The 20955-nt window shown below is 56.1% G+C and carries 24 protein-coding genes and 3 tRNA genes; 9 read left to right on the top strand and 18 right to left on the bottom strand.

The features are described from left to right. Positions 1-26: 26 nt before the first annotated feature. Entirely contained in the window at positions 27-899 is an 873-nt protein-coding gene (locus DHN55_RS16065; protein WP_108882467.1) for a transglutaminase domain-containing protein, read from the top strand. Between the two features lie 46 nt (positions 900-945). Here DHN55_RS16065 and DHN55_RS16070 read toward each other — a convergent pair whose 3' ends face one another. Both DHN55_RS16070 and DHN55_RS16075 read right to left on the bottom strand, forming a co-directional pair. Continuing rightward, a complete protein-coding gene (locus DHN55_RS16070) occupies positions 946-1662 on the bottom strand; it encodes a glutamine amidotransferase-related protein (RefSeq protein WP_108882566.1) in 717 nt (238 codons plus the stop codon). A 132-nt stretch (positions 1663-1794) separates the two neighbouring features. Then, positions 1795-2247, bottom strand: coding sequence for an Lrp/AsnC ligand binding domain-containing protein (locus DHN55_RS16075; RefSeq protein WP_108882468.1), 453 nt, complete (start codon positions 2245-2247; stop codon positions 1795-1797). A 72-nt stretch (positions 2248-2319) separates the two neighbouring features. On the opposite strand from DHN55_RS16075, the gene DHN55_RS16080 reads away from it, so the two are divergent. Beyond that, a complete protein-coding gene (locus tag DHN55_RS16080; RefSeq protein WP_337660406.1) occupies positions 2320-2934 on the top strand; it encodes a LysE family translocator in 615 nt (204 codons plus the stop codon). Positions 2935-2944: 10 nt separating this feature from the next. On the opposite strand, the gene DHN55_RS16085 is transcribed toward DHN55_RS16080, so the two are convergent. After that, a complete protein-coding gene (locus DHN55_RS16085) occupies positions 2945-3268 on the bottom strand; it encodes a winged helix-turn-helix transcriptional regulator (protein ID WP_108882469.1) in 324 nt (107 codons plus the stop codon). Positions 3269-3399: 131 nt separating this feature from the next. On the opposite strand from DHN55_RS16085, the gene DHN55_RS16090 reads away from it, so the two are divergent. Further along, a complete protein-coding gene (locus DHN55_RS16090) occupies positions 3400-3687 on the top strand; it encodes an antibiotic biosynthesis monooxygenase (protein ID WP_108882470.1) in 288 nt (95 codons plus the stop codon). Positions 3688-3747: 60 nt separating this feature from the next. On the opposite strand, the gene DHN55_RS16095 is transcribed toward DHN55_RS16090, so the two are convergent. Together DHN55_RS16095 and DHN55_RS16100 are read right to left on the bottom strand one after the other, a co-directional pair. Beyond that, positions 3748-4053, bottom strand: a complete 306-nt coding sequence (locus tag DHN55_RS16095; protein ID WP_108882471.1) for an AzlD domain-containing protein — start codon at positions 4051-4053, stop codon at positions 3748-3750. Beyond that, entirely contained in the window at positions 4043-4750 is a 708-nt protein-coding gene (locus DHN55_RS16100; RefSeq protein WP_108882472.1) for an AzlC family ABC transporter permease, read from the bottom strand. The genes DHN55_RS16095 and DHN55_RS16100 overlap by 11 nt, the downstream gene beginning before the upstream one ends. Before the next feature lie 85 nt (positions 4751-4835). Here DHN55_RS16100 and DHN55_RS16105 point away from each other — a divergent pair, with 85 nt between their 5' ends. Next, on the top strand, positions 4836-5405 hold the full coding sequence (locus tag DHN55_RS16105) for a CGNR zinc finger domain-containing protein (RefSeq protein WP_108882473.1): 570 nt from the start codon (positions 4836-4838) through the stop codon (positions 5403-5405). Positions 5406-5772: 367 nt separating this feature from the next. Here DHN55_RS16105 and DHN55_RS16115 read toward each other — a convergent pair whose 3' ends face one another. From DHN55_RS16115 to DHN55_RS16140, 6 genes are all read right to left on the bottom strand, one after another. Beyond that, positions 5773-6198: an SRPBCC domain-containing protein gene (locus DHN55_RS16115; protein WP_108882475.1), complete on the bottom strand. Its 426-nt coding sequence runs from the start codon at positions 6196-6198 to the stop codon at positions 5773-5775. Then, positions 6195-6536, bottom strand: a complete 342-nt coding sequence (locus DHN55_RS16120) for a metalloregulator ArsR/SmtB family transcription factor (protein ID WP_108882568.1) — start codon at positions 6534-6536, stop codon at positions 6195-6197. Before DHN55_RS16120 ends, DHN55_RS16115 begins: the two co-directional genes overlap by 4 nt. Before the next feature lie 80 nt (positions 6537-6616). Continuing rightward, positions 6617-7204, bottom strand: coding sequence for a glycoside hydrolase family protein (locus DHN55_RS16125; RefSeq protein WP_108882476.1), 588 nt, complete (start codon positions 7202-7204; stop codon positions 6617-6619). A 183-nt stretch (positions 7205-7387) separates the two neighbouring features. Continuing rightward, entirely contained in the window at positions 7388-8458 is a 1071-nt protein-coding gene (locus tag DHN55_RS16130; RefSeq protein WP_108882477.1) for a DUF1611 domain-containing protein, read from the bottom strand. Between the two features lie 255 nt (positions 8459-8713). Next, positions 8714-9397 (bottom strand): winged helix-turn-helix domain-containing protein, encoded by a 684-nt coding sequence (locus DHN55_RS16135; protein ID WP_108882478.1) that lies wholly within the window; start codon positions 9395-9397, stop codon positions 8714-8716. Then, positions 9394-11001: a sensor histidine kinase gene (locus DHN55_RS16140; RefSeq protein WP_337660407.1), complete on the bottom strand. Its 1608-nt coding sequence runs from the start codon at positions 10999-11001 to the stop codon at positions 9394-9396. Before DHN55_RS16140 ends, DHN55_RS16135 begins: the two co-directional genes overlap by 4 nt. Before the next feature lie 147 nt (positions 11002-11148). Between DHN55_RS16140 and DHN55_RS16145 the strand changes: the two genes are divergently transcribed. From DHN55_RS16145 to DHN55_RS16160, 4 genes are all read left to right on the top strand, one after another. Next, positions 11149-12315 carry an MFS transporter gene (locus DHN55_RS16145; protein WP_108882480.1) on the top strand — a complete coding sequence of 389 codons (1167 nt, stop codon included), beginning with the start codon at positions 11149-11151 and terminating at the stop codon, positions 12313-12315. 790 nt (positions 12316-13105) lie between these two features. Beyond that, complete coding sequence (locus DHN55_RS16150) at positions 13106-13765, top strand: hypothetical protein (RefSeq protein ID WP_337660408.1); 660 nt, start codon at positions 13106-13108, stop codon at positions 13763-13765. Positions 13766-14031: 266 nt separating this feature from the next. Then, complete coding sequence (locus tag DHN55_RS16155) at positions 14032-14631, top strand: hypothetical protein (protein WP_337660409.1); 600 nt, start codon at positions 14032-14034, stop codon at positions 14629-14631. Positions 14632-14726: 95 nt separating this feature from the next. After that, positions 14727-15626 (top strand): hypothetical protein, encoded by a 900-nt coding sequence (locus DHN55_RS16160; RefSeq protein WP_108882483.1) that lies wholly within the window; start codon positions 14727-14729, stop codon positions 15624-15626. Between the two features lie 55 nt (positions 15627-15681). Here the strand turns inward: DHN55_RS16160 and DHN55_RS16165 are convergent. The 7 genes from DHN55_RS16165 to DHN55_RS16195 all read right to left on the bottom strand — a co-directional run bounded on the left by DHN55_RS16165 (position 15682) and on the right by DHN55_RS16195 (position 19550). Continuing rightward, positions 15682-15763 (bottom strand) — tRNA-Arg (locus DHN55_RS16165). A 68-nt stretch (positions 15764-15831) separates the two neighbouring features. Next, positions 15832-17094, bottom strand: coding sequence for a reverse transcriptase/maturase family protein (locus DHN55_RS16170; RefSeq protein ID WP_337660410.1), 1263 nt, complete (start codon positions 17092-17094; stop codon positions 15832-15834). A gap of 594 nt (positions 17095-17688) precedes the next feature. Then, positions 17689-17765, bottom strand: a tRNA-Arg gene (locus DHN55_RS16175). 72 nt (positions 17766-17837) lie between these two features. Further along, on the bottom strand, positions 17838-18143 hold the full coding sequence (locus DHN55_RS16180) for an NADH dehydrogenase ubiquinone Fe-S protein 4 (protein ID WP_108882485.1): 306 nt from the start codon (positions 18141-18143) through the stop codon (positions 17838-17840). 54 nt (positions 18144-18197) lie between these two features. Next, a tRNA-Pro gene (locus DHN55_RS16185) sits at positions 18198-18274 on the bottom strand. Between the two features lie 146 nt (positions 18275-18420). Beyond that, positions 18421-18891, bottom strand: a complete 471-nt coding sequence (locus DHN55_RS16190; protein WP_337660411.1) for a DUF192 domain-containing protein — start codon at positions 18889-18891, stop codon at positions 18421-18423. A 32-nt stretch (positions 18892-18923) separates the two neighbouring features. Further along, positions 18924-19550 (bottom strand): cold shock domain-containing protein, encoded by a 627-nt coding sequence (locus DHN55_RS16195; protein ID WP_108882487.1) that lies wholly within the window; start codon positions 19548-19550, stop codon positions 18924-18926. A gap of 527 nt (positions 19551-20077) precedes the next feature. Between DHN55_RS16195 and DHN55_RS16200 the strand changes: the two genes are divergently transcribed. After that, positions 20078-20955, top strand: an 878-nt coding sequence (locus tag DHN55_RS16200) for a BCCT family transporter (RefSeq protein ID WP_337660412.1), incomplete at its 3' end; no start/stop codon positions are given.

Raw genomic sequence — 20955 nt, forward strand, 5'->3', positions numbered from 1 at the left:
CGCACTGCAGGAAAGCATGGCCTGAGATGAGCTATTCACAACACACCGCCTGGTCTGACCCTGGACCGTTTGCCGGCAGCCTGAATGACCTGCCCGCAGATCCGGGTCAGTTGGCGAACTGTCTGGAAAATTTCCTGATCCACCATGCAGCAGCAAGGTCCCTGAATTTCGGCGTTCCCGACTATGCGGAATCCGATCGTAACCTGCGTACGGTTGAGCGGCTGCTTCAAACCGCGATGGACCGTGACAACCGACCGCTTACCGAGCACCGGAAACTGCCGGCATATCTGTATGGCAGTTGCCATGACTTTACATTGATCGCCGCCAGCAAGTTCCGCTCGCAGGGTATCGATGCCCGGCTTCGCGTTGGCTTCGTTGACTATTTCCGCAAAGACAGGTGGGAGGATCACTGGCTGTGCGAGTATCGCAAGGACGGCGAATGGCGGCTTCTGGATGCGCAGCTGGGCATGCGGGCACGGCAAGGCCACGGCATCGAATTTGATATTACAGATGTGCCCAGATCACGGTTCAAGTCCGGATGTGAGCTGTGGCTGGCCATTCGCGGCGGCGAGATCGATCCTGCGACCTGCGGTCTGTTCTACGCAGGTATCAGCGGTCACTGGTTCCCCGCGTCCAATGTCCTGAAGGATGCCGCCACGCTTGCGGCCATAGAACCCCTGCCGTGGGATTACTGGGGCCCGGCGCGTGAGTTCAGCCGTGACCGGGCCGTGAGCGAAGAAGCTCAGGCGCAGCTGGAGCAACTGGCGCGCCGTTTCGTTCCGGCACCGTCGTCGCCCGAAGAAGCAAGTTCGATGCTTGAGGATTTCGACTGGGCAAGACCAACCAGAGAAGTGCTGAGCTTCGCCGACGGCGAACTTCGCGAGCGTCTGCTGCTGTGAACCCGTGGCCGGGCTGGGCGTGTGGCCTCACGACAGGCAGTACAACCTACCCGGCGACCTGCCGCATGAAATTGCGATAGAGCGTCTCCGCACAAGTCAGGAATGCCGGCATTTGTTCATCTGCCGCCGATTGCATTGTGGTCAGCCCGTCGGCTCCAAGTGCGGCCAGAAGCGCGTAGTGATAAGCGGGAACCTCGCCCCAGTTTGCCACCGTGTCAGGTTCGATCTCCGCGTGATACTGCATTGACCAGGCGTGCTTGCCGACCCGCATGGCCTGCACCTTGCAAATGTCGGAACTGGCCAGAATGGTTGCGCCTTCAGGCGCCTGTGCAACATTGACGGAATGCCACTGCAGAAACTTCTGGCAATGAGGCAAGCCTTCAAACAACGGATCCGATTGTCCCGCTTCAGTCAGTTCGACATCAAGAATGCCGATCTCGGGCGGACGCTGCGGCCCGCATGTGCCCCCAAGCGCATCGGCAAGCAGCTGATGTCCGAGGCAAAGGCCCAGAAACGGCCGGTCAAGGTCACGCACCCATTGCCGGATCGCCGCCTTTTCGGGCACCAACCAGGGATGTTCATCCACGTCCCAGACATCCATCGGCCCGCCCATGACCCACAAAGCGTCATAGTCTTCAAGTGGCGGGATCGGCTCGCCGGCATGAAGATTGACCGCATCCCATTCCAGCTGGTCATCCGCCAGAAAGCGCCGCAGCGAGCCGGGATGTTCGCAGTCGATATGTTGAAAGACCAAAAGGCGCATGAAACTCTCCTGTTCGCGACCGCATCGGCCGGCCATTGTAGAGCGCTTTACCCGACGCCCCTATGCCCAGTTGGAGGTGAAGTTGCATGTCCACCCGGCTAATGACCTGCACCTACCGGCATCAGATAAGGATCAGGCGCGTTCGTCCTTCGGCGATGCCATGACGATATAGGAAGTTATGCTGCTCACCTGCGGTACCGTGCCAAGTACCTCGGTGTGGAAGTGCTTGTAGGCAGCCAGATCGGCGACTTCGATGCGCAGCATGTACTCGACGGTTCCCGAAATGCTATGGCATTCACGCACTTGCGGCGCATTTGCCATGACCCTTTCAAATTCCACCTGGTCAGCCTTCAAATGCCGCGACAGGCCAACGGCAACCATCACTACAAAACCACTACCCAGGACTTCCCGGTCAAGAACCGCGCGATAGCCGAGAATAGTGCCGTTTCGCTCCAGTTCCTGTACACGCCTCAAGCAGGCGGATGTGGACAATCCCACCTTGCGCGCGAGCTCAATGTTTGTGAGCCGGCCATCACGCTCCAGCTCCTGCAATATTGTCCGGTCTATTTCATCCAATCTACCCATATATTGCACAAATACCCAATAAACGCATCAATACGCAAGCACATCGCACGCAAGCTCTCATATGATTGCGCAATGATGACACTTGATCTCACAATCGCCCTTGCAGGATTTGCCTTTGTTTCGCAGATGTCGCCGGGACCCAACAATTTCATGCTGATGGCGTCCGGCATGAACTATGGCTGGCTGCGCACGCTGCCGCACATGCTGGGCATAGGCATCGGCTTTCCCGCCATGGTGGTTCTGGTCGGCCTTGGTGTCATGCAGGTGTTTGACGCCGTGCCGCACAGCTTCAGTGTCTTGCGGATTCTGAGCGTGACCTACCTTGTTTACCTGGCGTGGAAGATCGCCACGGCGCAGCCAGTGGACACTGACGCCACCAGAGAAGGCACCCGGCCGCTTTCCTTCGTTCAGGCTGCTGCGTTTCAATGGGTGAACCCCAAGACCTGGGCGATGGCGGTTACCGCCATAACCGCCTACTCACCACAGGAACGCCCTCTGGGCAGTGTTTTTTTCATCGCGCTGGTGTTTGCCGTCATCGGCACCGTGACCATCAACTCATGGACCGTGCTCGGGCAGCAATTGCGGCACCTGCTTCGAACGCCTGCAGCCTATCGCAGCTTCAACATCTGTTGCGCGCTGGTGCTGGTGATGTCGGTCTATCCGATGCTGGTCCGGGGGTTTGAGTAAGCAAAGGCCGTCAGAGCGCGTTCTCCGTGCCCCATGCATGCAGGGCCTGCAGCACCGGTTTCAGTTTCTGGCCCTTGCCGGTCAACCGGTATTCGACCTTTGGCGGCACCACGGCGTAGACTTTCCGGCTGACCAGCCCGTCAGCCTCCAGTTCCCGCAACTGTTTTGTCAGGCTGCGCTGGGTGACAGTCCCGAGCCTGCGCTTGAGTTCGCTGAAACGCAGGGTCTGGTCGATCAGATGGTACAGGACCAGGCCCTTCCACTTGCCACTGATCTGCTCCAGTGCGGCTTCGACAGGACAGCCGTTGCTGCAGTCATAGCGATCAAATCTCATCGGTGTCTTCATCTGGGTATCTCTACAGTATACAATTTGTACCTATAGGCAAAAATTGTGCGTACTTGCCAGTAACGTCAGCAAGAAGATACACACTTGCAACCCAACATCAAGCACAGGAAACCGCCACCATGTCACTCACCATTCTTGCACAGATCACGGCTGTACCCGGCAAGGAAGCGCTGGTCCGCAGCGAACTGGAAAAGCTCGTGGACATCACCCGTTCGGAGGACGGCTGCGAGCAGTATGACCTGCACCAGGACAATGAAAACCCGGGCCTGTTCGTGTTCTATGAAAACTGGCAAAACCGCGACCTGTGGCAACAGCACATGAACGCTCCCCATCTGGCGGCCTACATGGCTGCAACCGAGGGTGCAGTTGCCAATTTCGTGCTGAACGAATTGACAAAAGTCGCCTAGGCACAGATGCGTGGAGGGGTGACGGGTCGCCCCTGGCGCACAGATCGGCGTCAGGACCAGCTAACCGTACATAAATGAAAGAGCCGCCGCGGTGACTACACCGCTCGACATGGCGAAGAGGGGATTTTTCAGGACGAGCATGGTGACGCCGGCCGCAAGAACGGCCGCACTCACCCGCACACTCCCGCGCGCGCATTCCGAGACAACAATTGCAACCAGCACAGATGAGGCCATTGATTTGAGGACAGTTTCCAGGCGCGGTGTCATCTCGAACAGGCTCATGAATTCCGAACCGGCAATGCGGGTTGCGTAAACCACCAGCCCCATCAGGACGATGACGAGAAATCCCGTGATGCTAGCGTCCATGGATAAACCCGCCGATGACTCCGCCCGCCACTGCCGCGCCGACTATGTTCCATCCGGGCGGCAGGACATGCAAACCAAGGATTGCTGTGAGAGCTGCCGCAACCGCCGGCAACCAGGTGCGTGCACCCTGCCATTCGCTCAACCAGTCTGCCAGCAGCAGCGCGGCAAAGTATGACGGCATCAAAACGTCGATACCAAAGCGGTGCAGGTCACCGAAACTGCTGCCAACCACCGCACCGGCAGCCGTGCCGATGATCCACGCAGCCCACAATACGAGCCCGCCGCCGAGCAACCTGCCAATATCGCGCTCGTGGTTTTTGAACGCGGTGAGGCTGTCTGCAAAATTCGGATCGCTCAGCACCGCGAGGGCCGCAAGCCTCTGCGGCCGGCTGAGCCTGTTGATCCAGGGTGACAGGGAGGCGCCCAGCAAAACGAACCGCGCGCTCACCGCCAGCACCACCAGCAACAGCGAAATGATGGACGCCGACGTCCACAACTCCAGCGATGCGAACTGTGCTGCACCGGAAAACACAAAGACGCTCATGGTAACAACATGGGTGGCCGGCATGCCTGCGTCGATTGCCGCCACTCCGAACGCCATCCCGTATGGAATTATGAACAGGGCCAGTGCAAACATTGTCCGCATGCCGCGGCGAACGCCCGCAGCCGATATCACAACCTCACCCGTCACCTGCATTGTGAAAATCCATTCTAACCATTACAATAGTTAGAATAGAGATAATGAGTTGCGAGTCAACCATAACAACGGTTAGAATCTGAACATGAGTTATCAAACCCACCCGATACGCCTCATAGGCGGCCGCACCTGCCTTGACTTCCTGAACACTGCTGACTGGACACCCGGCGGCGACATTGTGGAAGAACGACTTGCATGTGCTGATGATCTGGTTGTCTGGTGCGACGCGGTCGGTCTGCGGGACCTCGTCATGCCTGGCAATGAGCGTTTGCAGAAGGATGTGCTGGAGTTTCGCAACACGCTACGCAGTATAGTCGTCGCGCTGGTTCGCGGCAACGAACCTGCCATGCCGGATATAGAAGATTTCAACAGGACCGTAACCCGGACCGAAACCTACCAGCTGATGAAGCCTGCGCGCGATGGATTGGCATTCGGTCCGCAAACCAGCTTCACCAAGGCGATCAGCCTGCTTGCCGTTTCCCTGCTCAGCGACACTCATGAGATCGGGCGGGTCAAAATGTGTCCGTCGGACAATTGCGGCTGGCTGTTCCTTGATGAAAGCAAGAACCGGCGCCGGCAGTGGTGTGCCATGGACCTGTGCGGCAACCGGGCCAAGGCGCGCCGGCACTACCAGCGGCACGGTGTCACCCAATGAACCTGCGTCAGGTAACGCCCTGATCGGGTGAAACCGCCGCAACCTCCCGGACCGACTGCAGCCATCTGGCACAGGCGCCGCGCCTGCCTGATTGAGGTGCGGTGAGAAACCAGGACTTCCGCAGATCCCAGCTTGCGGTCCAGATTGTGCGCAGGCGGCCTTCGGATTCCGGAAAGCCCGCAGCGGAACAGACAGTCATTTCGCTGAAATGGATATGCCCGCTGCGAAGGCAGAAACCGCACCGCATCTGGTCAAAGCCCGCCGCCGCTGTTCGGCCAGTTCGACAATTTGCCGATACTGCAATGCGCTGAACCAAATTGCCTGTTTCACCATGCAGCACCATTGTCTTGGCGGTCATGGCCTGAGGTCATGCAGCTACGGCTTCGCGCAGCGTACCGAAATGCCGGTCCCAGCCTGCATCAATGGCGGTCAGCAGGCCAAGTGCGTCATCGCCTGCCACATCAAAGCCTTCGTGGCGCAATGACAGTCTGGTGCCGCCATGCATCTCGTCGAGCTGCCAGGTGACGGTTGTCATGTGCCCGCCCAACGGCTTGATGGTGAAAGTGTATTTCAGCCTTGAGGGCGGTTCCATTTCCAGGACAGACCCCCAGCAGATTTTCTCTGTCCCGCCGTCATCGGTCTTACCGAGCAGGGCAAACTCCGCGCCCTCGGCAAGATCAGCGTCCGCCGGGTGAAACCAGATGGCGAGCTTGTCCTTTTCCGTCAGAAATCCCCACACGGTTTCGCGTGATGCAGTGAACATGACGGTTTTTACAATGGTCGAGTTGGTCATTTACTGTTTCCTTCCGCGGCTTCGACCGCTGTCTGTAGTTTGGTGAGTTTGTCGTCCCAGAAACTGCTGAAGTAATCGAGCCAGCCGGAAACCTCCTTCAGGGCAATAGGTTCCAGGCGGTTGATGCGTTCACGGCCTCTTGCATGAACGGAAATCAGGTTGCCCTGCTCCAGTATGGTGAGATGTTTTTTGACGGCGGCCCGGGTCATGGGAAAATGCTCAGCCATGTCACCGATGGTCATCTCGCCATCGCGCAGACGAGCGAGCATTTCGCGCCTGCTCGGATCGGCCAGTGCCCGGAAGGTGCCCTGCAGGTCTGACGGCTCGGTCTGTATCATGAAACTCTCCATTACAATACCTTTTGGTATCATGTTTATATGATACCGTTTGGTATTACGTCAAGGAGATTCGAAAATACCTAAACTTCGGCCACCGGAGGTCCGTCTGACAGGCCGAGCAGGTCTTCCAGTACCGGACCTATGTCGACGTTCTCCGCCCCGCCCCAGTCGGGTTGATAGGACGGCTTTCGGACCGGAAACACGGTCGTGGTCCCGTCGCTTGACCAGACGCCGTCGAAGAACAGGTCCCGTTCCTTGCGCCGGCGCGGGATGATTGCAGGCGGCCTGGACCAGTTCATGAATGTCGTACGGGCAGCCGCAATGTCACCTGCCTTCCAGCGCTTTACCCAGGTCGCGCGGCGAATGCCGCCGGTGTTGTAATGAAACGACAGGGCTGCGCCGAACTGTTCTTCGGTAAGAGCAGAGCCGTCAAACGTTTCCGCAACCGCCGGCACATAGGTTTTGCGCAGCACCCATTCGAACACTTCAAGGCAGCGCCTGATGGTTTGCGGGTTGTCCTTGTATCTGGGAAAAACCGTGTGACCGGATGAATTGGTGATCCCCACACTCCAGGTCCAGACACCGACGCTGTCCAGATAGGCTTCGCGCACAATCGCTTCGTGGGAAACAATCTCCTGCGCAACTCTGACTGTGACTTGGCTGCTCACTCGTTATCATCCGGGGTGACGCCTGCACGGCGATTTTCCCGGACACACTGATCTCATTTGGTGATGAAGATTGGGCTGCACGATGGTCGTTTGATTGAGAAAGTGTGACGCCGACACCGGCCGCAAAGCAACCGGCGCCATCACCGAAATGGGGCGCCGGTTCAGTATTGGGGGGCAATCTGCTCACGCCGCCTGGACCGCATGATGGGAAGGGCTGCGCAGCAGGTGGGCCAATGCCGGCAGAAGTTTTTCCGGATCGATGAGATCGTCGCGGGACAAAAGCCTGGTGCCGGTGACGGCTTCCGCTTCCCGCACGGCCAGGGGCGAGCGGGTCACCATTCCGGAAACCGCAAACGGGGCCAGGCCATGCTTTTGCATGATGGACACACCGCCCACGGCACCCAGTGCATCCGGCGCCGCAAACAGGACGGTATCGAAGCGGTCCTTGATGCGGCTGTCCTTCATGATTTCGGCGGTCTCAGCCTGGAATACACCGTCGGCAATCTCGACAACCACGATTTCGGCACCGCGCGCCGCAGCGCCGCCAACGAGGGCGTCAAAACCGTCCTCGATACGTTCCAGCGGCACCTTGTAGGTGGACGCCATGCCGGCATCTGTAAAGTCGGTTACCGGCACACCTGCATCGAGAAAGGCATTGAAATCGCCGAACGCACCGGTGCCGGTCGCCTTGACGCCCTCAACGGCATATCCGGCCCGGCTGAGGCCATGGGCGAGGCTGACCGCGGCGGTTGTCTTGCCGGCGTTCATCGATGCGCCAAACACTCCGATTACAGTTACCTGGGACGGGATTGATGCACCGGGAACGGCATAAGACGCGATGTTGATCACCTTGCCGTGCTTGTCGGTGAGCAGGCCCAGCGGGCGCAATCTGGTCGGTGTGGCCATCTTGTCATGGGCGGCTTCCATGCGCCCGGCAATGCCGCCGCCTGCCAGCATGTCGCAACCGTCATAGTCTATCTCGGCAAAACCCTCGAACTGATCCGGCGCGTAACGGTCGCCACATACGACCACCAGCAGATCACCTTTGTAGCTCACCGAGTAACGGCCCTCCGCCAGTTGCAGTTTCTTGTGCTGTCCGATGGATTCCACTTCCACAAGCACCAGGTCGCCAGCCCTGGCATTGTACAGGTCGCCACCATACCCGACTGCGTCGCGGCGGTTCACCCGCCGGGCGGTAAAGGCCCATTTTGCACTGGCTGGCACAACCTTCTGGTTGAAGATGATCTGTTTCATGTCGGTTCCTCTGCTTTCGTGTTTACCGCTGTTGGAGGCTGCCTGCGCAGACCCGACAACGAATGATTTCTTGCCGTCACGAGCAGAGAATGCACACCGGATTTTCGATGCGCAATCGGCTTAACTTGTTGTTATTTCTGATTTAACCAGCGGTTCAGCTGCCTGTTATATTGGCTTCATAACCGGTTAATTTGCCATTCATCACAAGGAACGAATGCCGCCGCAATTGTTGCTGGAAAAAAAGAAACTGGGTCGCTAAACCGCACCGAAACGGTAGCCGCGGCCACGGACTGTGTTGATCAGCTTGGTGTCGGCGCCGTCGTCAATCTTGGCGCGCAGCCGCCTTATGTAGACATCCACGACATTGGTCAGCGGGTCCTGGGATACGCCCCAGACGTTCTGCAGTATCCTTGCGCGACTCAGGACCTTGCCGGTCTCCACCATCATGAATTCCAGCAAGGCGTATTCCAGCGATGTCAGTTCAATAGTCCTGCCGTCACGCTTGACGATGAGCGCATCCCGGTCAAACGACAGGTCTTCGGCCTGCATCACGCCCTTGGCCTGTTTCATCTCGCCGGCGTCTGCCCGCCGGTCGAGGCTTTCAAGCCGGGCCAGCAGCTCATCGAAGGCAAACGGTTTTGTCATGTAGTCATCGGCGCCGAGCCTGAGGCCGCGGACAATGTCGTCGGTACTGTCCAGCGCAGTGAGCATCAGGATAGGAGTGTGATTGTTGTCCAGGCGCAACGACCGGCACACTTCACGCCCGTCAAGAGCAGGCAGCATGACATCCAGGATGATCGCATCCCATGCTCCCTTGCTGGCCGCATCGAAGCCGGACTTTCCATCATTCTGGATATCAACCGTATGACCTTCGGCCTTCAGTCCGCGACCGAGAAACTCCACGATGCGGATATCATCTTCAATAAGCAGCAACCTCAATTCACTGTCTCCATTTCAGCATGTGCTTCAGGCGCTGGCTCATCGGGAAGATCTTCAACGACAGGAAGAGCGATCCGAACCGCCGTGCCGCCGGAAAAAGCTGTATCAATCCAGATGCGCCCGCCGTGGGCATTGGTTATCGAGCGTGCGATGGGCAGCCCCAGGCCGGTACTCTTGTGCTGTTTAGGCCCTGCTTCCACGCCGCCGCGGTAAAATCTCTCAAACGCATGACTTGCGTCTTCATCGGAAATCCCCGGCCCGTTGTCCTCAACGCTCAGCCACCATTCGTCGTCATGCCGGGCCAGCAATATCTCGATGCTGACACCCGTCGGCGAGTGTTCAATCGCGTTCAACATCAAGATCAGCATCAGCTGACACAATCGCTGGGCGTCACCTTCCACCGGCACGGTTTCATCGCCCAGGTCCATTGCCAGGCGGCACTGGTCCTGTTCGAATTTCGAATGCAGTTGTTCAGCCGCGTCGGTAACCGGGCCGCGCAGGTCAATAACACTGTGGCGCATGTCCACCACGCCAGCCTGTTCGCGGGCAATCAGGAAGATGTCATTGACGAACCGGGTCAGCTGGTCGGATATGGCTATGATCCGGCTCAGCGCAGAGTGGTAGGTCTCGCGCTGTTTCTGGCGTGCCCTGAGGGCGACTTCCGCCTCGCCGCGCACCGCGGTGATCGGGGTGCGCAGTTCATGGCCGATGTCGGCAAAGAACTGCCGCCTGGTTTCATCGCGGCGCGTGAGCTCGTCATTGGCGACCTGTAATTCATCGGTTCGCTCCATGACCCGCTGTTCGAGCTGGTCCCGAGCCTCTTCCAGGGCTGTGCGCTGGGTCTGCAACTGGCCGGCCATGGCATTGAACCGCCCTGAAAGCTTGGCGAATTCGTCCCGCCCGGTAATGGGAATAATATGATTCAGCTTGCCGGAAGCAAACAGCTCGGCGCCATTTTCCAGATTGCGCAGACTGTTGGACATTCTCAGCGCAAGGGCATACATCGCCCATCCCGCCACCAGGACACCGATCAGCGATGCCAGGATCGCCGCCCAGTAGGCGACGGTGTTGTAGTATTCGATTTCCCTGAGAGCATCGTCCAGTTCCGAACGCTCATCCTCCACCGCATCATTGATAATGCCGGTGACAACACCGTCCAGCCTGGTTTTCAGGCTCTTGTCGAGGAACTCCCGGGCCTCGTTCACCCTGTCGTTTTTCAGCAGCAATTCCGTCTGGCGAACATCGGCAAAAGCACTTTCGAGCTCCTTGGCCAGATCCCGGGCACGCTGCAGGTCTTCATCAACCTCGCCAGCGCGCAAGCCTACTTCATTTTCGTCGGTTGCCGTTTCGGTGATGTCCGCAACGATTTTGGTAATCCGCGCCTGGGCTTCACTCAGGTCGAATGTCAAGGTGCCACCCTCGTTGAGCAGGTCGCGGCGCACACGCTTGAACGTGCCCAGCACCTCGCTGGACAAGCTCAGATAGCCTGTCAATTCCTCGTAAGCGAGGCTGGTGCGCTTCTGATTGTAGGTCGCGCTGTAGGTGTTCCAGAGCAGCAATACCGAGCAGGCGACGACGACCGCCGCAAGAGTACTGACGCTCATGACGAGTTTGGTTCTGATCTGCATGTAGTCAAGAATAGGCATTCCGGCACGGCAAGAACAGATGCGTCACATTAACGCCAGATTAATTTGGCGTCCGCGGCCGGCTCGCGGAAATGCGCCGGATATGCATAATCACCAGCCTTGAGCATGGATAAAACCAAAACATCTGCAGTGAGCGGTCATGCCGGCAGGCGGGTGATCGTAGCAGCGGGCCTGCTGTGCCTCGTGCTGGGTTCTGTGCATGCGTTTTCGGTGTTTCTTGCGCCGCTTGAAACGGCCTATTCGGTTTCACGGGCGAGCGCCAGCCTGATTTACTCTATCGCTCTGATCACATTGACGATTTCGGTCCTGGTCGGCCCGAGATACTTCCATCACCTGTCCGCCGGTTCCATCCTGCTTGCCTCCGGGTTGGTGGCCGCCGCCGGAACACTGATTACAGCCTTTGCGCCCGGTATCATCGCCGTCGTGTTTGGCTACAGCGTACTGTTCGGGGCGGCCAACGGCGTCGGGTACGGCTTTGGCCTGCAGATCGCGGCAAAGGCCAATCAGGGCCGCGAAGGCATGGCCATGGGCATTGTGACGGCGTGCTATGCCACCGGCGCGATGATTGCACCTGCCGGGTTTCAGTGGGCATTGTCCCATGGAGGGATGCAGACCGCCATGCTGGGCCTGTGCATCGCCCTGATCGCTGTATCGGTTTGCGGTGCCATGATAATCAGCAGCACGGAGGCGCGGCTGGATGCACCGGCACAACAGGCTGCACGCGGCCAGATCAGGTCGAGCGAGGTAGCGTTGCTGTGGACCGGCTTCGGCGCCAGCGTTTTCTCCGGCCTGATGGTCATCGGCCATGCCGCCGAAATCGCCAGAGCAGATCAGCTTGCCCACCTGATCTGGATGGCACCGGCCCTGATCGCAGGGTTCAACCTGGCAGGCAGCCTGTCGGGCGGGTACCTGGCCGACGCCGTGTCGCCAAAACGGCTGCTGGCGGGCCTGGCAGTGTTCCTGTCCGGCGTTCTTGCGCTGCTGGCCGTCAGTGAGCCCGGCCTGCCGGTTCTGGCCGGTCTGGCCTGCGTCGGGTTTTGCTATGGCGCCATCATTTCCATCTATCCGGCCATCATTGCCAAACGCTACGGTATGGCCAACAGCCCGCGCATTTACGGCCGAGTGTTTACCGCCTGGGGGGCAGCAGGTCTTGCCGGCCCGTGGCTGGCAGGCGCCCTGTTTGATGCAACGGGCGGCTATGTGATTGCCCTCGCCACCGCCGCCGGGCTGAGCCTTGTCTCCGCCGCGGCGGTGACGGTGCTGTTTCGATAGCACGTGCACGGTTTTAGGCATTTAATCTGTTTGAGACTGCACTATCGTATGTGCAGTCAGGAGCCGAAGTAAGGCTCTGTCCTCCATCGAGTTCATCGCGCGAGATCGCTATTGGTACGCGCAAGGTGTTCAATTTAGGATTTTGCGGCCCGAAATCGGTAAGCCGCTGATCTTGCTGCACACGCAAAGAGGCAGAGGTTACCTCAAGCGTGGAGAAATCGGCTCAGAACTTCGTGGTTCTTCTTTCAAAACAAAATGACGTATGGTAAAGTTTGATGAAATCGTCCATACTTGATGTGTTGTTTTCATGAGCGTTGGAAAGTTTGTGCGGGAAGCTTAACGATGCAATTTACCAAGACGGCGGTTAAGCACCGCATGAATCAGAAACGCTCTACCTGGATGACGGAATGTACCCGTGACCCTTCCAAAAAGGCCTGCTCATGAAGGTTTCCATCTCCATCCTGATCGCATTTCTTACGGTAACGGTGTTGCCCGGCCTTCGTACGGCTTCTGCTCAGCAAACAGATCTATCCACAGACCATTCGACGCTTGAAGGCATGTCAGCGCCCGAACTGCGAGGTTATGTCAAAGGGCTCTCTGCAGGCGGCCTGATAGCGAACCAACAACTATTGTCACCCGGAAATCAAGCGCCCATTGAGGTTCCAGTTCCTGATGTCCCGGTTCCACTTCCAATTCCAATTCCGTTGGTACCATTACCCTCGAAACCATGCAAAAAGCCGACTTTTTGCGACCTTGTGCCAACCGCACCGAGTTGTAATTGTGAGGTCAGATGAAAATTACAAGATTGTTTTTCGGCACATTGTTTTTCGCACTGTACGCCTGGATGTCAGTGGTACCGCTGGCAGCACAAGAGACGACCGAAACTTCGCAGATCGAACGCTTGCGCGCCGCCGTAATCGAACGGGACACAAGAGTTGTGGAACTGGAAAAACAATTGGCGGGCTTGCAACAGCAATCACTCGGCGACGAAGCGAATGCCAAGATAAAAGCGGAAAAGCTAAAGACCACACTAGCCTACGAGCAGTCACTGCAGGCCTATTATGTGTCAAACAGAAAGTTGCGGGAACAACAGCAGGCCGGATTTGCATGGCAACGAAAAGCGGCAGATTGGATTCTTGTCTTGGTTGTCATCATCACTCTGTCAGGTATCGTTTTCTCGGGATTTGAATTGTACACGGCAATTCGGACACCAATTTCATCCCTTCAAGCACCAGCGACGGCCAACAACCAACCGATTACACAGCAGGCGGTTACCACGATTGATATTTCGGCAACTAGCCTGAAAATTACGTCTGCAGTCATCGGTTTAATTGTACTGGGTTTTTCGATGGCCTTTCTTTATCTGTTTCTTGACAAGGTTTACGGGATTGAACTCATTGACTTGTCTGGATCTAGGCAGGCGGTTGCAATGCAGGGTTCAGCAAAATAATTTCCAAGCCAAGCGCGAACAGAGAAATCCAGAATCAATTTGCCGCAGCACAGACTGGGTGCAAACAAATCTGGTCCACTCCCACCACGCGAAAGCCTCGCGGAACAGCTTTGCATAGACTATCGCCCAAACACTCAGAACTCATAATAGTGTACCGCAGTCAAAGCCGTTCAAAGAATGCTGGGGAACCAAGAATTGCAAATCTTGAATATAATCGTCAAAACGCTATCCAGTCGAACAAGGTAAAATAACCAAAGGCATGGATCATGAGACGTACTTTCGCTGCTTCGGTAATATTGCTGGCTTCTGCCCAACCCGGCCTTGCCGACGCTTGCAAAGAGAAATTCACGCAGCTGCTGATCAAGGGCAATGACGGACAGCCCGCCATCATCCACATCACGTCGGAACCGAAGGGCGGCAAGGTCTCAAAGAACGATTTCTTTTTCAGAACCACCGGACACTGGATGACCGTGATGACCGATCCGGCAAACCAGCCCATCTCCCTGGCCTTCAACAACAAGCTGTTCACGTCTTCCGACGAAGGAAAGTCCTGGAAGAAAGTCAGAGACATGGACAGCGAGAAAAACCGGCTCGACAACCTCAAGAACCAGGAAGCCAATGCAAAAACCGTCAAAAAGGCTACCTGCGACGAGGAAATGCTCGACGATGTCATGCACGACACGGTCGAAGCCGACTTCGATACCGTCGGGCAGTACAAATCATCCAACCACTACAAATACTGGGTAAACCGGAAAACCGGATGGATAAGCAAGGTCACTTACGAATCCAAAAGCAGCGGGTATGAAAGCTTTACGACCCAATTGCTGAAAAAAGCACCGGACCTGAAACTGCCCATGCCAGATTAGACACGTCCAGTCACCCGGTTTCGCGAAATGCTTGTATGTAGCCCTCAAAACGGCGAATAATCGGCCCCGGTCATCCGCAACCCAGGCAGGAGATCATGTTCCGGATCAGGGATAGCAATCGAAAGCAGAACGCCGGGTCGACAGGCCTTGCGGCCGGGGCCGGGGTTTTCCTGCTGTCCGTGCTGGCGTCCGGTCCTGGGCTCGCAGACGCTCCATTCGAATTCAAACACCCCGTCGCCAACCAGGCCTACAGCACTCTGCCGATCCCGTTGCGGATCATCCGGAAACCGGGAACGGCGGTTCCGGTGACCGAAGCCATCGATGTGCATTTTGAAATCCGGCAGTGGCCGCACCCGTATGGCTTTGTGGGCGCGATGAGAAACGCCATCCTGCCCGGCAAAACCGATTATGAAACGAGTGTGGTGTATTTCTGGACACCTGCGCCAGGCACCTACTCGATCCGGGCCCGCGCCGACGGGTTTGAGGACGACCCGGTCGAGATCAGCTTTACCACCACATTCACACTGGACCGCCCGCTGTACCGGGTCATTAAACCGGAAAGCACAGTTTACCAGGGCGGCAAGGTTGCGCTGGTCGTCGACTGGGATCCGTTCTGGGCAACTGTCCCGGACCAGCCGTACGGCACACTGTATGCCGAGGTTGAAAGCTGGGACGAAGACACCAAGGCCTGGGCCCCGGAATGGAAATCGGGGAACCTGGCCGGATTTCAATTGCCGATCGTCCTGCCGCAACAGTTTTCGATTGATATCCAGGCACCCGTCAAACCGACGGCGAAACGTGTCCGGGTGCGCCCATCTTTCAGCCGCAAAGCCTATACCCTGCCGACCGGATGGCGCTATTTCTGCCAAACGCCACAAGGCAAGGTTACCGGCGGGCCGGAACAATCAGGCGCGTCACCCGAACCTGGCCCGGAGCGTAAGCCATGCATCGGCGTCAGTGTGGAATCCGGGCCGCCGGCAGGTTTGAAAAACTAGGCACGCCCGATACGAAAAAGGGTCGGCATTTTGCCGTTATTGAAGTGGAAACAACTGGTGATCCCGGCAGGATTCGAACCTGCGACCATCAGCTTAGAAGGCTGGAACAATTTGTAATTTCTCCAATAAAATCAACCTACCATTTGGGAACAGCCGATGCGGAATAAGGAAAGACACATCCTGTTTTGGGAACTACCGCTGCAAATTACAGTTCAGAAAGTTTCTGCAACTCTCGTTCTACCGCTCGTTCGAAACGTCGTATCTGTTTTACAATTTTCTCATCTTTTCCAAATACGACTGCACTTCTGCGCCCATAAGAGGAAAAATTTCGAAATTGAAGACCTGTAAAGCGGCGACGCAGTTTTTTGGTCCAGACTTTATTAGCGCGGCCTGCTGCAATCTCCACTTTTGCAACCTCACGCGTACGTTTGAACGCTCTTCGCATTTTTCGGAATTGTCGAGAAATTGAACTTTGTCTAATTGTTGCGCCGTTCTCGCTCAAGTTGAAACCGAGGTATTGCGCACCCTGTCCAGTCGGCAGTTTCGCTTTTGACAGATCAAACTCTGTTCGCTCAATCTTGTCTGGATTGAGGTCCAGTTTCTCGGCCTTCATCAGATCAACAATTTGGGTTTCGATAGAAGGGGCATCCTCGGGCCTACAGATGACCAAGATGTCATCTGAATAGCGTCGATATAGCGCTTCCAATTTGCTACAATAATCATTTGCAGCCTTATCAAAATCAAGCATGTAAAGGTTTGAAAGAACTGCACTGATCGGAGTACCTTGAGGAATGCCTTTGCCTGGCGTCGGGTTTGGGTGAAACGGTATTTTTTCAGATTTCAATTCTGACACCGATGCTATCACCCGTTGATCTCTCTTTTTCAAACGCGCACCAAAAACCGGGTGAGCTTTAAGCTGTTCCAGTGCGACAAATCGATATTTGGTGACATACCGGTAAATTTTATACCAGTCGGACGAGAGTTCCGATACTTCAAGTAATTGTTTGATGCGTGACTTCAGCAACTTGTGGTCCAGGTTGTCAAAAAACCCCGAAACATCAAATGCTAGAATCACAACAGGAGAATGAAGCTGGGCGAAGGCCATACTCTCTGCAGCGAAATTGTAATTCGCTTTCCCGAGAGAACGGTAGGCAATTACATTTTCCGACAGACCATATGCCTCATAACGTGCCTCCAATTTTTCGGCCAGGATTTCCGCGTAGTAAGTAAGAATGCACGCATCTCTGTGAGATGCGTACTTTATGGGCCGATCTTTAGTTACTATGATCGGCTTCTTAGCCTTGCCACTAGATTTGTAGCGCTTTTCTTGTTTCAGATAGTGAATCAGTGGGCAAAATGAATGCGAAGCAACGTGCTCCGGTTGCATTGCCTTGATGGCAAACGATTGCCCAACAGGAACGTCGAAATGTCGATAGCCACGCTTTTTGAACCAGGATGTCGAGCCCAATAATCAATACCCCGCAGAGTTCGGAGAATTAGCCCTTGACCCTGAGCCCCGGCCTAGACCGGACATTCTCCGAACGCACGCCATAATCTGCTAGTTTATTGTCCTAAAACTCTACACCGAACAATTCGCCAACACGGGTCTCTAAACGCGATATGGTACATTGAAATCGAAGAGGTACGAGCTATGCTCATTGTCTTAATTCAACTAATCTCAGTGATCTTAATGCCGGTAGGCATTGTTCATACTGATAACACAATTGAACTTGACTGCATCAACGATCCAACCAGCCGGCCAATTCCGGTGGCATATTGGTAAATGGTCGCAATAGACAGCTATTTCAAGAGTATTTGTTTGAATATATTTGATACAGTTATTCAATGACATTTGATATTGCAGGCAACATCAACTAGAGAACCGATTCCTCAGCCGTTTTGTCGAGGTATGAGCCTTAAGCATCGGATTTCCGTCGTCTAACTGCGCCTTATTGTGTGGATTCCAGCGCCTCGAAATTGACGGTTATTGATTTTTGGGAACTTCTTGGGAAAAGTTCCCAAAACAAAACAAGGCGAAAAACAGCTAAGTTATTGAAACAACTGGTGATCCCGGCAGGATTCGAACCTGCGACCATCAGCTTAGAAGGCTGGTGCTCTATCCAGCTGAGCTACGGGACCGTTGTTCAGCAGTTGTCGGCATTCTGTTTGCCGCAAGTGTGCGCGTCTCGCAAGTGTTAGATGTTTGTCAGACTAGTGCGTCCAGTTATCCGTCCGGCCCCAGCGGAAATTGTCGGCGTAGGACTTGGACTTGGCAGACGGTTTCTTCGGCTCGATGACCTGGTAGGCGTGGCCTTTGCGCCTGGCGTAGTTTTCCGCCTCCTCGCGCGTGGCGAAGGTCAGCTTCAACTGCTGCTTCATGTCACCGGATGAGGTCCAGCCCATCAGCGGGTCGGTTTCGCGCGGCGCTTCTGCCTCGAATTCCAGCACCCAGTTTTTCGTCTTGGCCTTGCCGGACTGCATGGCATTGCGGGTAGGCTGGTAAATGCGTGCAGGCATGATGTCGCCTCAAGTGTTGCCGGTTGGCTTCAAACTCGTTTCAGGGCCGACCGGTGGTCGGAGCGGAGAGATTCGAACTCCCGACCCTCTGGTCCCAAACCAGATGCGCTACCAGGCTGCGCTACGCTCCGAATGCCGTTGCCGGACTAATCATCCCTGACTGGTGAGAGGGTGGTTACAGGAAAACACACCTGCTCGGCAAGGGGGTAAGTGTCCAGATCAGGACGATTTTTCCGAATTGGCCAAAACTCTCAAAATGACCGTTATCGGAGCTGCGCTAGTTGACGTTAAAAAACCGGTGTTTCAGCCGGCTGCCCGGCCTGATGCCGAGCGCTGCAGCCGTACCGGCAACAAGTTCCATCACGGCGGACACTTCCCGTCCCGCACTAAGCACCTCCAGTGACTGCGGGACCGTGTTGGCCTGAACATGCACAACGGTGCCGTCAGCGGTAACGAACAGCATGTCGAGAGAAATATAGGTGTTGCGCATCCACATGGAGATAACGCGAGGGCTCGGCCAGTGAAACAGCATGGCCTCGCGCTTGCCCATGGAGCGGCGAAACATCAGCCCGCGCGAGCGAGTGTCATCACTGGTGGCCATTTCCGTGGCAAATGCAATGTCACCACTGTCGGTGGTAACGATCACCTGCTCAACCGGCAGGCGAACCACCTCTTCCGAGGCCTGCGACTGCGCCATGAAGGCAGCAATGAACAGCGTTGCGATGAATGCAAACGCCAAACCCGGCATCACATGCCCTGCCGGTCGCATCAGACGGGGGATCAATTCGTGCCAGGCAACCGGTCGTCATCAAGGGTGAGACGAACTTCGGCAGCCATTTTTCCCTTGGCGCCGTCACCAAAACGGACATAGACCCACTGGTCGGGTTCAATTTCGGCGATTGCGGTTTTGCGCAGCACTTCCATATGAATGAAGATGTCGGGCTGGCCTTCGCCTTCGCTGGCGAACCCGAAGCCGCGGGTCCGGTTGAACCACTTGACCTTCACACGGGTCCAGTCACTGCCGGCCTCGACATGCTGATGGGTGCGCGGGACGCGCTCGACCGGGTGGATTGCAGTGGTGGTGTCCACGTCCAGCACACGCAGGCACTGGATGCCCTTCTGGCGCTGCACCGCTTCGCAAACCACACGCGTGCCTTCCAGCGGTGCATCGAAACCATCGCGTTTGAGACAACTCAAATGCAGCAGGACATCGGGGATGCCGCTATCGGGTATGATGAAACCGTAGCCGCGCGCCACGTCAAACCATTTGACGAAGCCTGCAACCTCGAAAATTTCGACATTGGATTCTAGCTCTGATAGTGACGACTGGCGCACTTTTCCGGTCTGCGCCGGTGTGTTGTTTGTTACTTCAGCCCCATCGTCCACTGGCCCGCCATCACCAGCCATAATACCTGCTCCTAACCTCTTACTCAGTCCGCCGCCTACAGTTGCCCTGAACCAAATGATGGGCAAACACCGGCGATTTGTACAGCCATCACACCGGGAAATTTTCGGATATACACAAAGTTGATCGCGGTTCGTGCAGGCGTCACAATCAGTGGTTGCCGTCTGGTGCGGGTAACCGATTGAAAATCCGGCTTTTTTGTGAAAATTTTGTGATTTGTGTGTTTTTGCAGTTTAATTTTTTTTCTTTGCAAACCTGTGCGCAACCCGGTCTTACACGCTGCATCGGCGGACCTTCCGGCCGATTCAGCTTACCAAAATCGACATGCAAGACCGCGAATCAACGCCGAACCAGCGGAACTATGGTCTCAAAATCAACCCCATAATCGAGGTCGGAATTCTCATTTTTTGACGGCAGATAATCAGTTGTGGGCAACACATAACAACAAGATTACATTTTTGCGTTTTTCGTAGGCAATTTGTCGCATGGCTGTACACTGTTTGTCGGGAAGCAGAGGAGGAAACAACACATGGCAGTCAAGCCAGCACTTACTGATCTTCCGATCAAGACGGCGGACGCCGGGTTTTACCGGGGGTTCAGTAAGGACGTAACCATTGCGTCCAAATTCATCATTGGCGGACTTGTGATCTGGGCCGTGGCCTTTCCGGAACAGGCCGGATCTGTACTCAACAAGTTCAATTCATTCATTCTGAGCAACTTCGCCAGCTGGTACATCTGGGTCGTGGCCCTGTTTGTCCTGGTGTGCATCCTGCTGGCTATCTGGCCTGCAGCGGGCAAGCTCAACCTGGGCCGGGACGGGGAAAAGCCGGAGTTTTCCAACTTTTCCTGGTTTTCCATGATGTTCGGCGCCGGTATCGGTGTCGGCATGCTGACCTGGGCGGTGGCGGAACCGGTGTATCATTTCGGCAACAACCCGGAAGTGATCAAGGGCCTGACCAATGGCGGCAATGCCGACAATATCCGCATGGCCTACAAGTGGTCGTTCCTGCACTGGGGACTTGGCGCGTGGGCGTGCTATGCCATCGCCGGGCTGGCGCTGGCGTTCTTCAGCTATCGCCGCAACCTGCCGCTGACCATCCGCTCATCACTGACGCCGCTGTTCGGCAAGTCCCTGTCCGGCCCGTTCGGCAATGTCATTGATATCGTTGCCGTGGTGGCCACTATTCTGGGTGTGGCCCAGACGCTGGGCTTTGGTGTCGAGCAGTTTGTGTCCGGGCTTGCCCGTATCGGCATTGGCGGCCTGCAGACCGCGGAAGGCACGGCCAGTTCTGCCGGCATCATCGTGGCCATCGTGGCCATCATGGGAGCCTCGACRCTGTCGGCGCTGTCGGGTGTCGGCAAGGGCATCAAGTGGCTGTCCAACATCAACATGGTGCTGTCCATTGC

This window comes from Anderseniella sp. Alg231-50 (genome assembly GCF_900149695.1).
Taxonomy (GTDB): domain Bacteria; phylum Pseudomonadota; class Alphaproteobacteria; order Rhizobiales; family Aestuariivirgaceae; genus Anderseniella.

Excerpts from the sequence above, each read along its gene's own strand:
- DHN55_RS16075 (WP_108882468.1), bottom strand. The coding sequence starts at position 2,247 with ATGGGTAGATTGGATGAAATAGACCGGACAATATTGCAGGAGCTGGAG.
- DHN55_RS16150 (WP_337660408.1), top strand. The coding sequence starts at position 13,106 with ATGAAAATTACAAGATTGTTTTTCGGCACATTGTTTTTCGCACTGTAC.
- DHN55_RS16130 (WP_108882477.1), bottom strand. The coding sequence starts at position 8,458 with ATGAAACAGATCATCTTCAACCAGAAGGTTGTGCCAGCCAGTGCAAAA.
- DHN55_RS16100 (WP_108882472.1), bottom strand. The coding sequence starts at position 4,750 with ATGCAGGTGACGGGTGAGGTTGTGATATCGGCTGCGGGCGTTCGCCGC.
- DHN55_RS16105 (WP_108882473.1), top strand. The coding sequence starts at position 4,836 with ATGAGTTATCAAACCCACCCGATACGCCTCATAGGCGGCCGCACCTGC.
- DHN55_RS16080 (WP_337660406.1), top strand. The coding sequence starts at position 2,320 with ATGATGACACTTGATCTCACAATCGCCCTTGCAGGATTTGCCTTTGTT.
- DHN55_RS16085 (WP_108882469.1), bottom strand. The coding sequence starts at position 3,268 with ATGAGATTTGATCGCTATGACTGCAGCAACGGCTGTCCTGTCGAAGCC.
- DHN55_RS16190 (WP_337660411.1), bottom strand. The coding sequence starts at position 18,891 with ATGCCGGGTTTGGCGTTTGCATTCATCGCAACGCTGTTCATTGCTGCC.
- DHN55_RS16140 (WP_337660407.1), bottom strand. The coding sequence starts at position 11,001 with ATGAGCGTCAGTACTCTTGCGGCGGTCGTCGTCGCCTGCTCGGTATTG.
- DHN55_RS16090 (WP_108882470.1), top strand. The coding sequence starts at position 3,400 with ATGTCACTCACCATTCTTGCACAGATCACGGCTGTACCCGGCAAGGAA.
- DHN55_RS16195 (WP_108882487.1), bottom strand. The coding sequence starts at position 19,550 with ATGGCTGGTGATGGCGGGCCAGTGGACGATGGGGCTGAAGTAACAAAC.
- DHN55_RS16070 (WP_108882566.1), bottom strand. The coding sequence starts at position 1,662 with ATGCGCCTTTTGGTCTTTCAACATATCGACTGCGAACATCCCGGCTCG.
- DHN55_RS16160 (WP_108882483.1), top strand. The coding sequence starts at position 14,727 with ATGTTCCGGATCAGGGATAGCAATCGAAAGCAGAACGCCGGGTCGACA.
- DHN55_RS16155 (WP_337660409.1), top strand. The coding sequence starts at position 14,032 with ATGAGACGTACTTTCGCTGCTTCGGTAATATTGCTGGCTTCTGCCCAA.
- DHN55_RS16115 (WP_108882475.1), bottom strand. The coding sequence starts at position 6,198 with ATGACCAACTCGACCATTGTAAAAACCGTCATGTTCACTGCATCACGC.
- DHN55_RS16120 (WP_108882568.1), bottom strand. The coding sequence starts at position 6,536 with ATGATACAGACCGAGCCGTCAGACCTGCAGGGCACCTTCCGGGCACTG.
- DHN55_RS16145 (WP_108882480.1), top strand. The coding sequence starts at position 11,149 with ATGGATAAAACCAAAACATCTGCAGTGAGCGGTCATGCCGGCAGGCGG.
- DHN55_RS16095 (WP_108882471.1), bottom strand. The coding sequence starts at position 4,053 with ATGGACGCTAGCATCACGGGATTTCTCGTCATCGTCCTGATGGGGCTG.
- DHN55_RS16065 (WP_108882467.1), top strand. The coding sequence starts at position 27 with ATGAGCTATTCACAACACACCGCCTGGTCTGACCCTGGACCGTTTGCC.
- DHN55_RS16180 (WP_108882485.1), bottom strand. The coding sequence starts at position 18,143 with ATGCCTGCACGCATTTACCAGCCTACCCGCAATGCCATGCAGTCCGGC.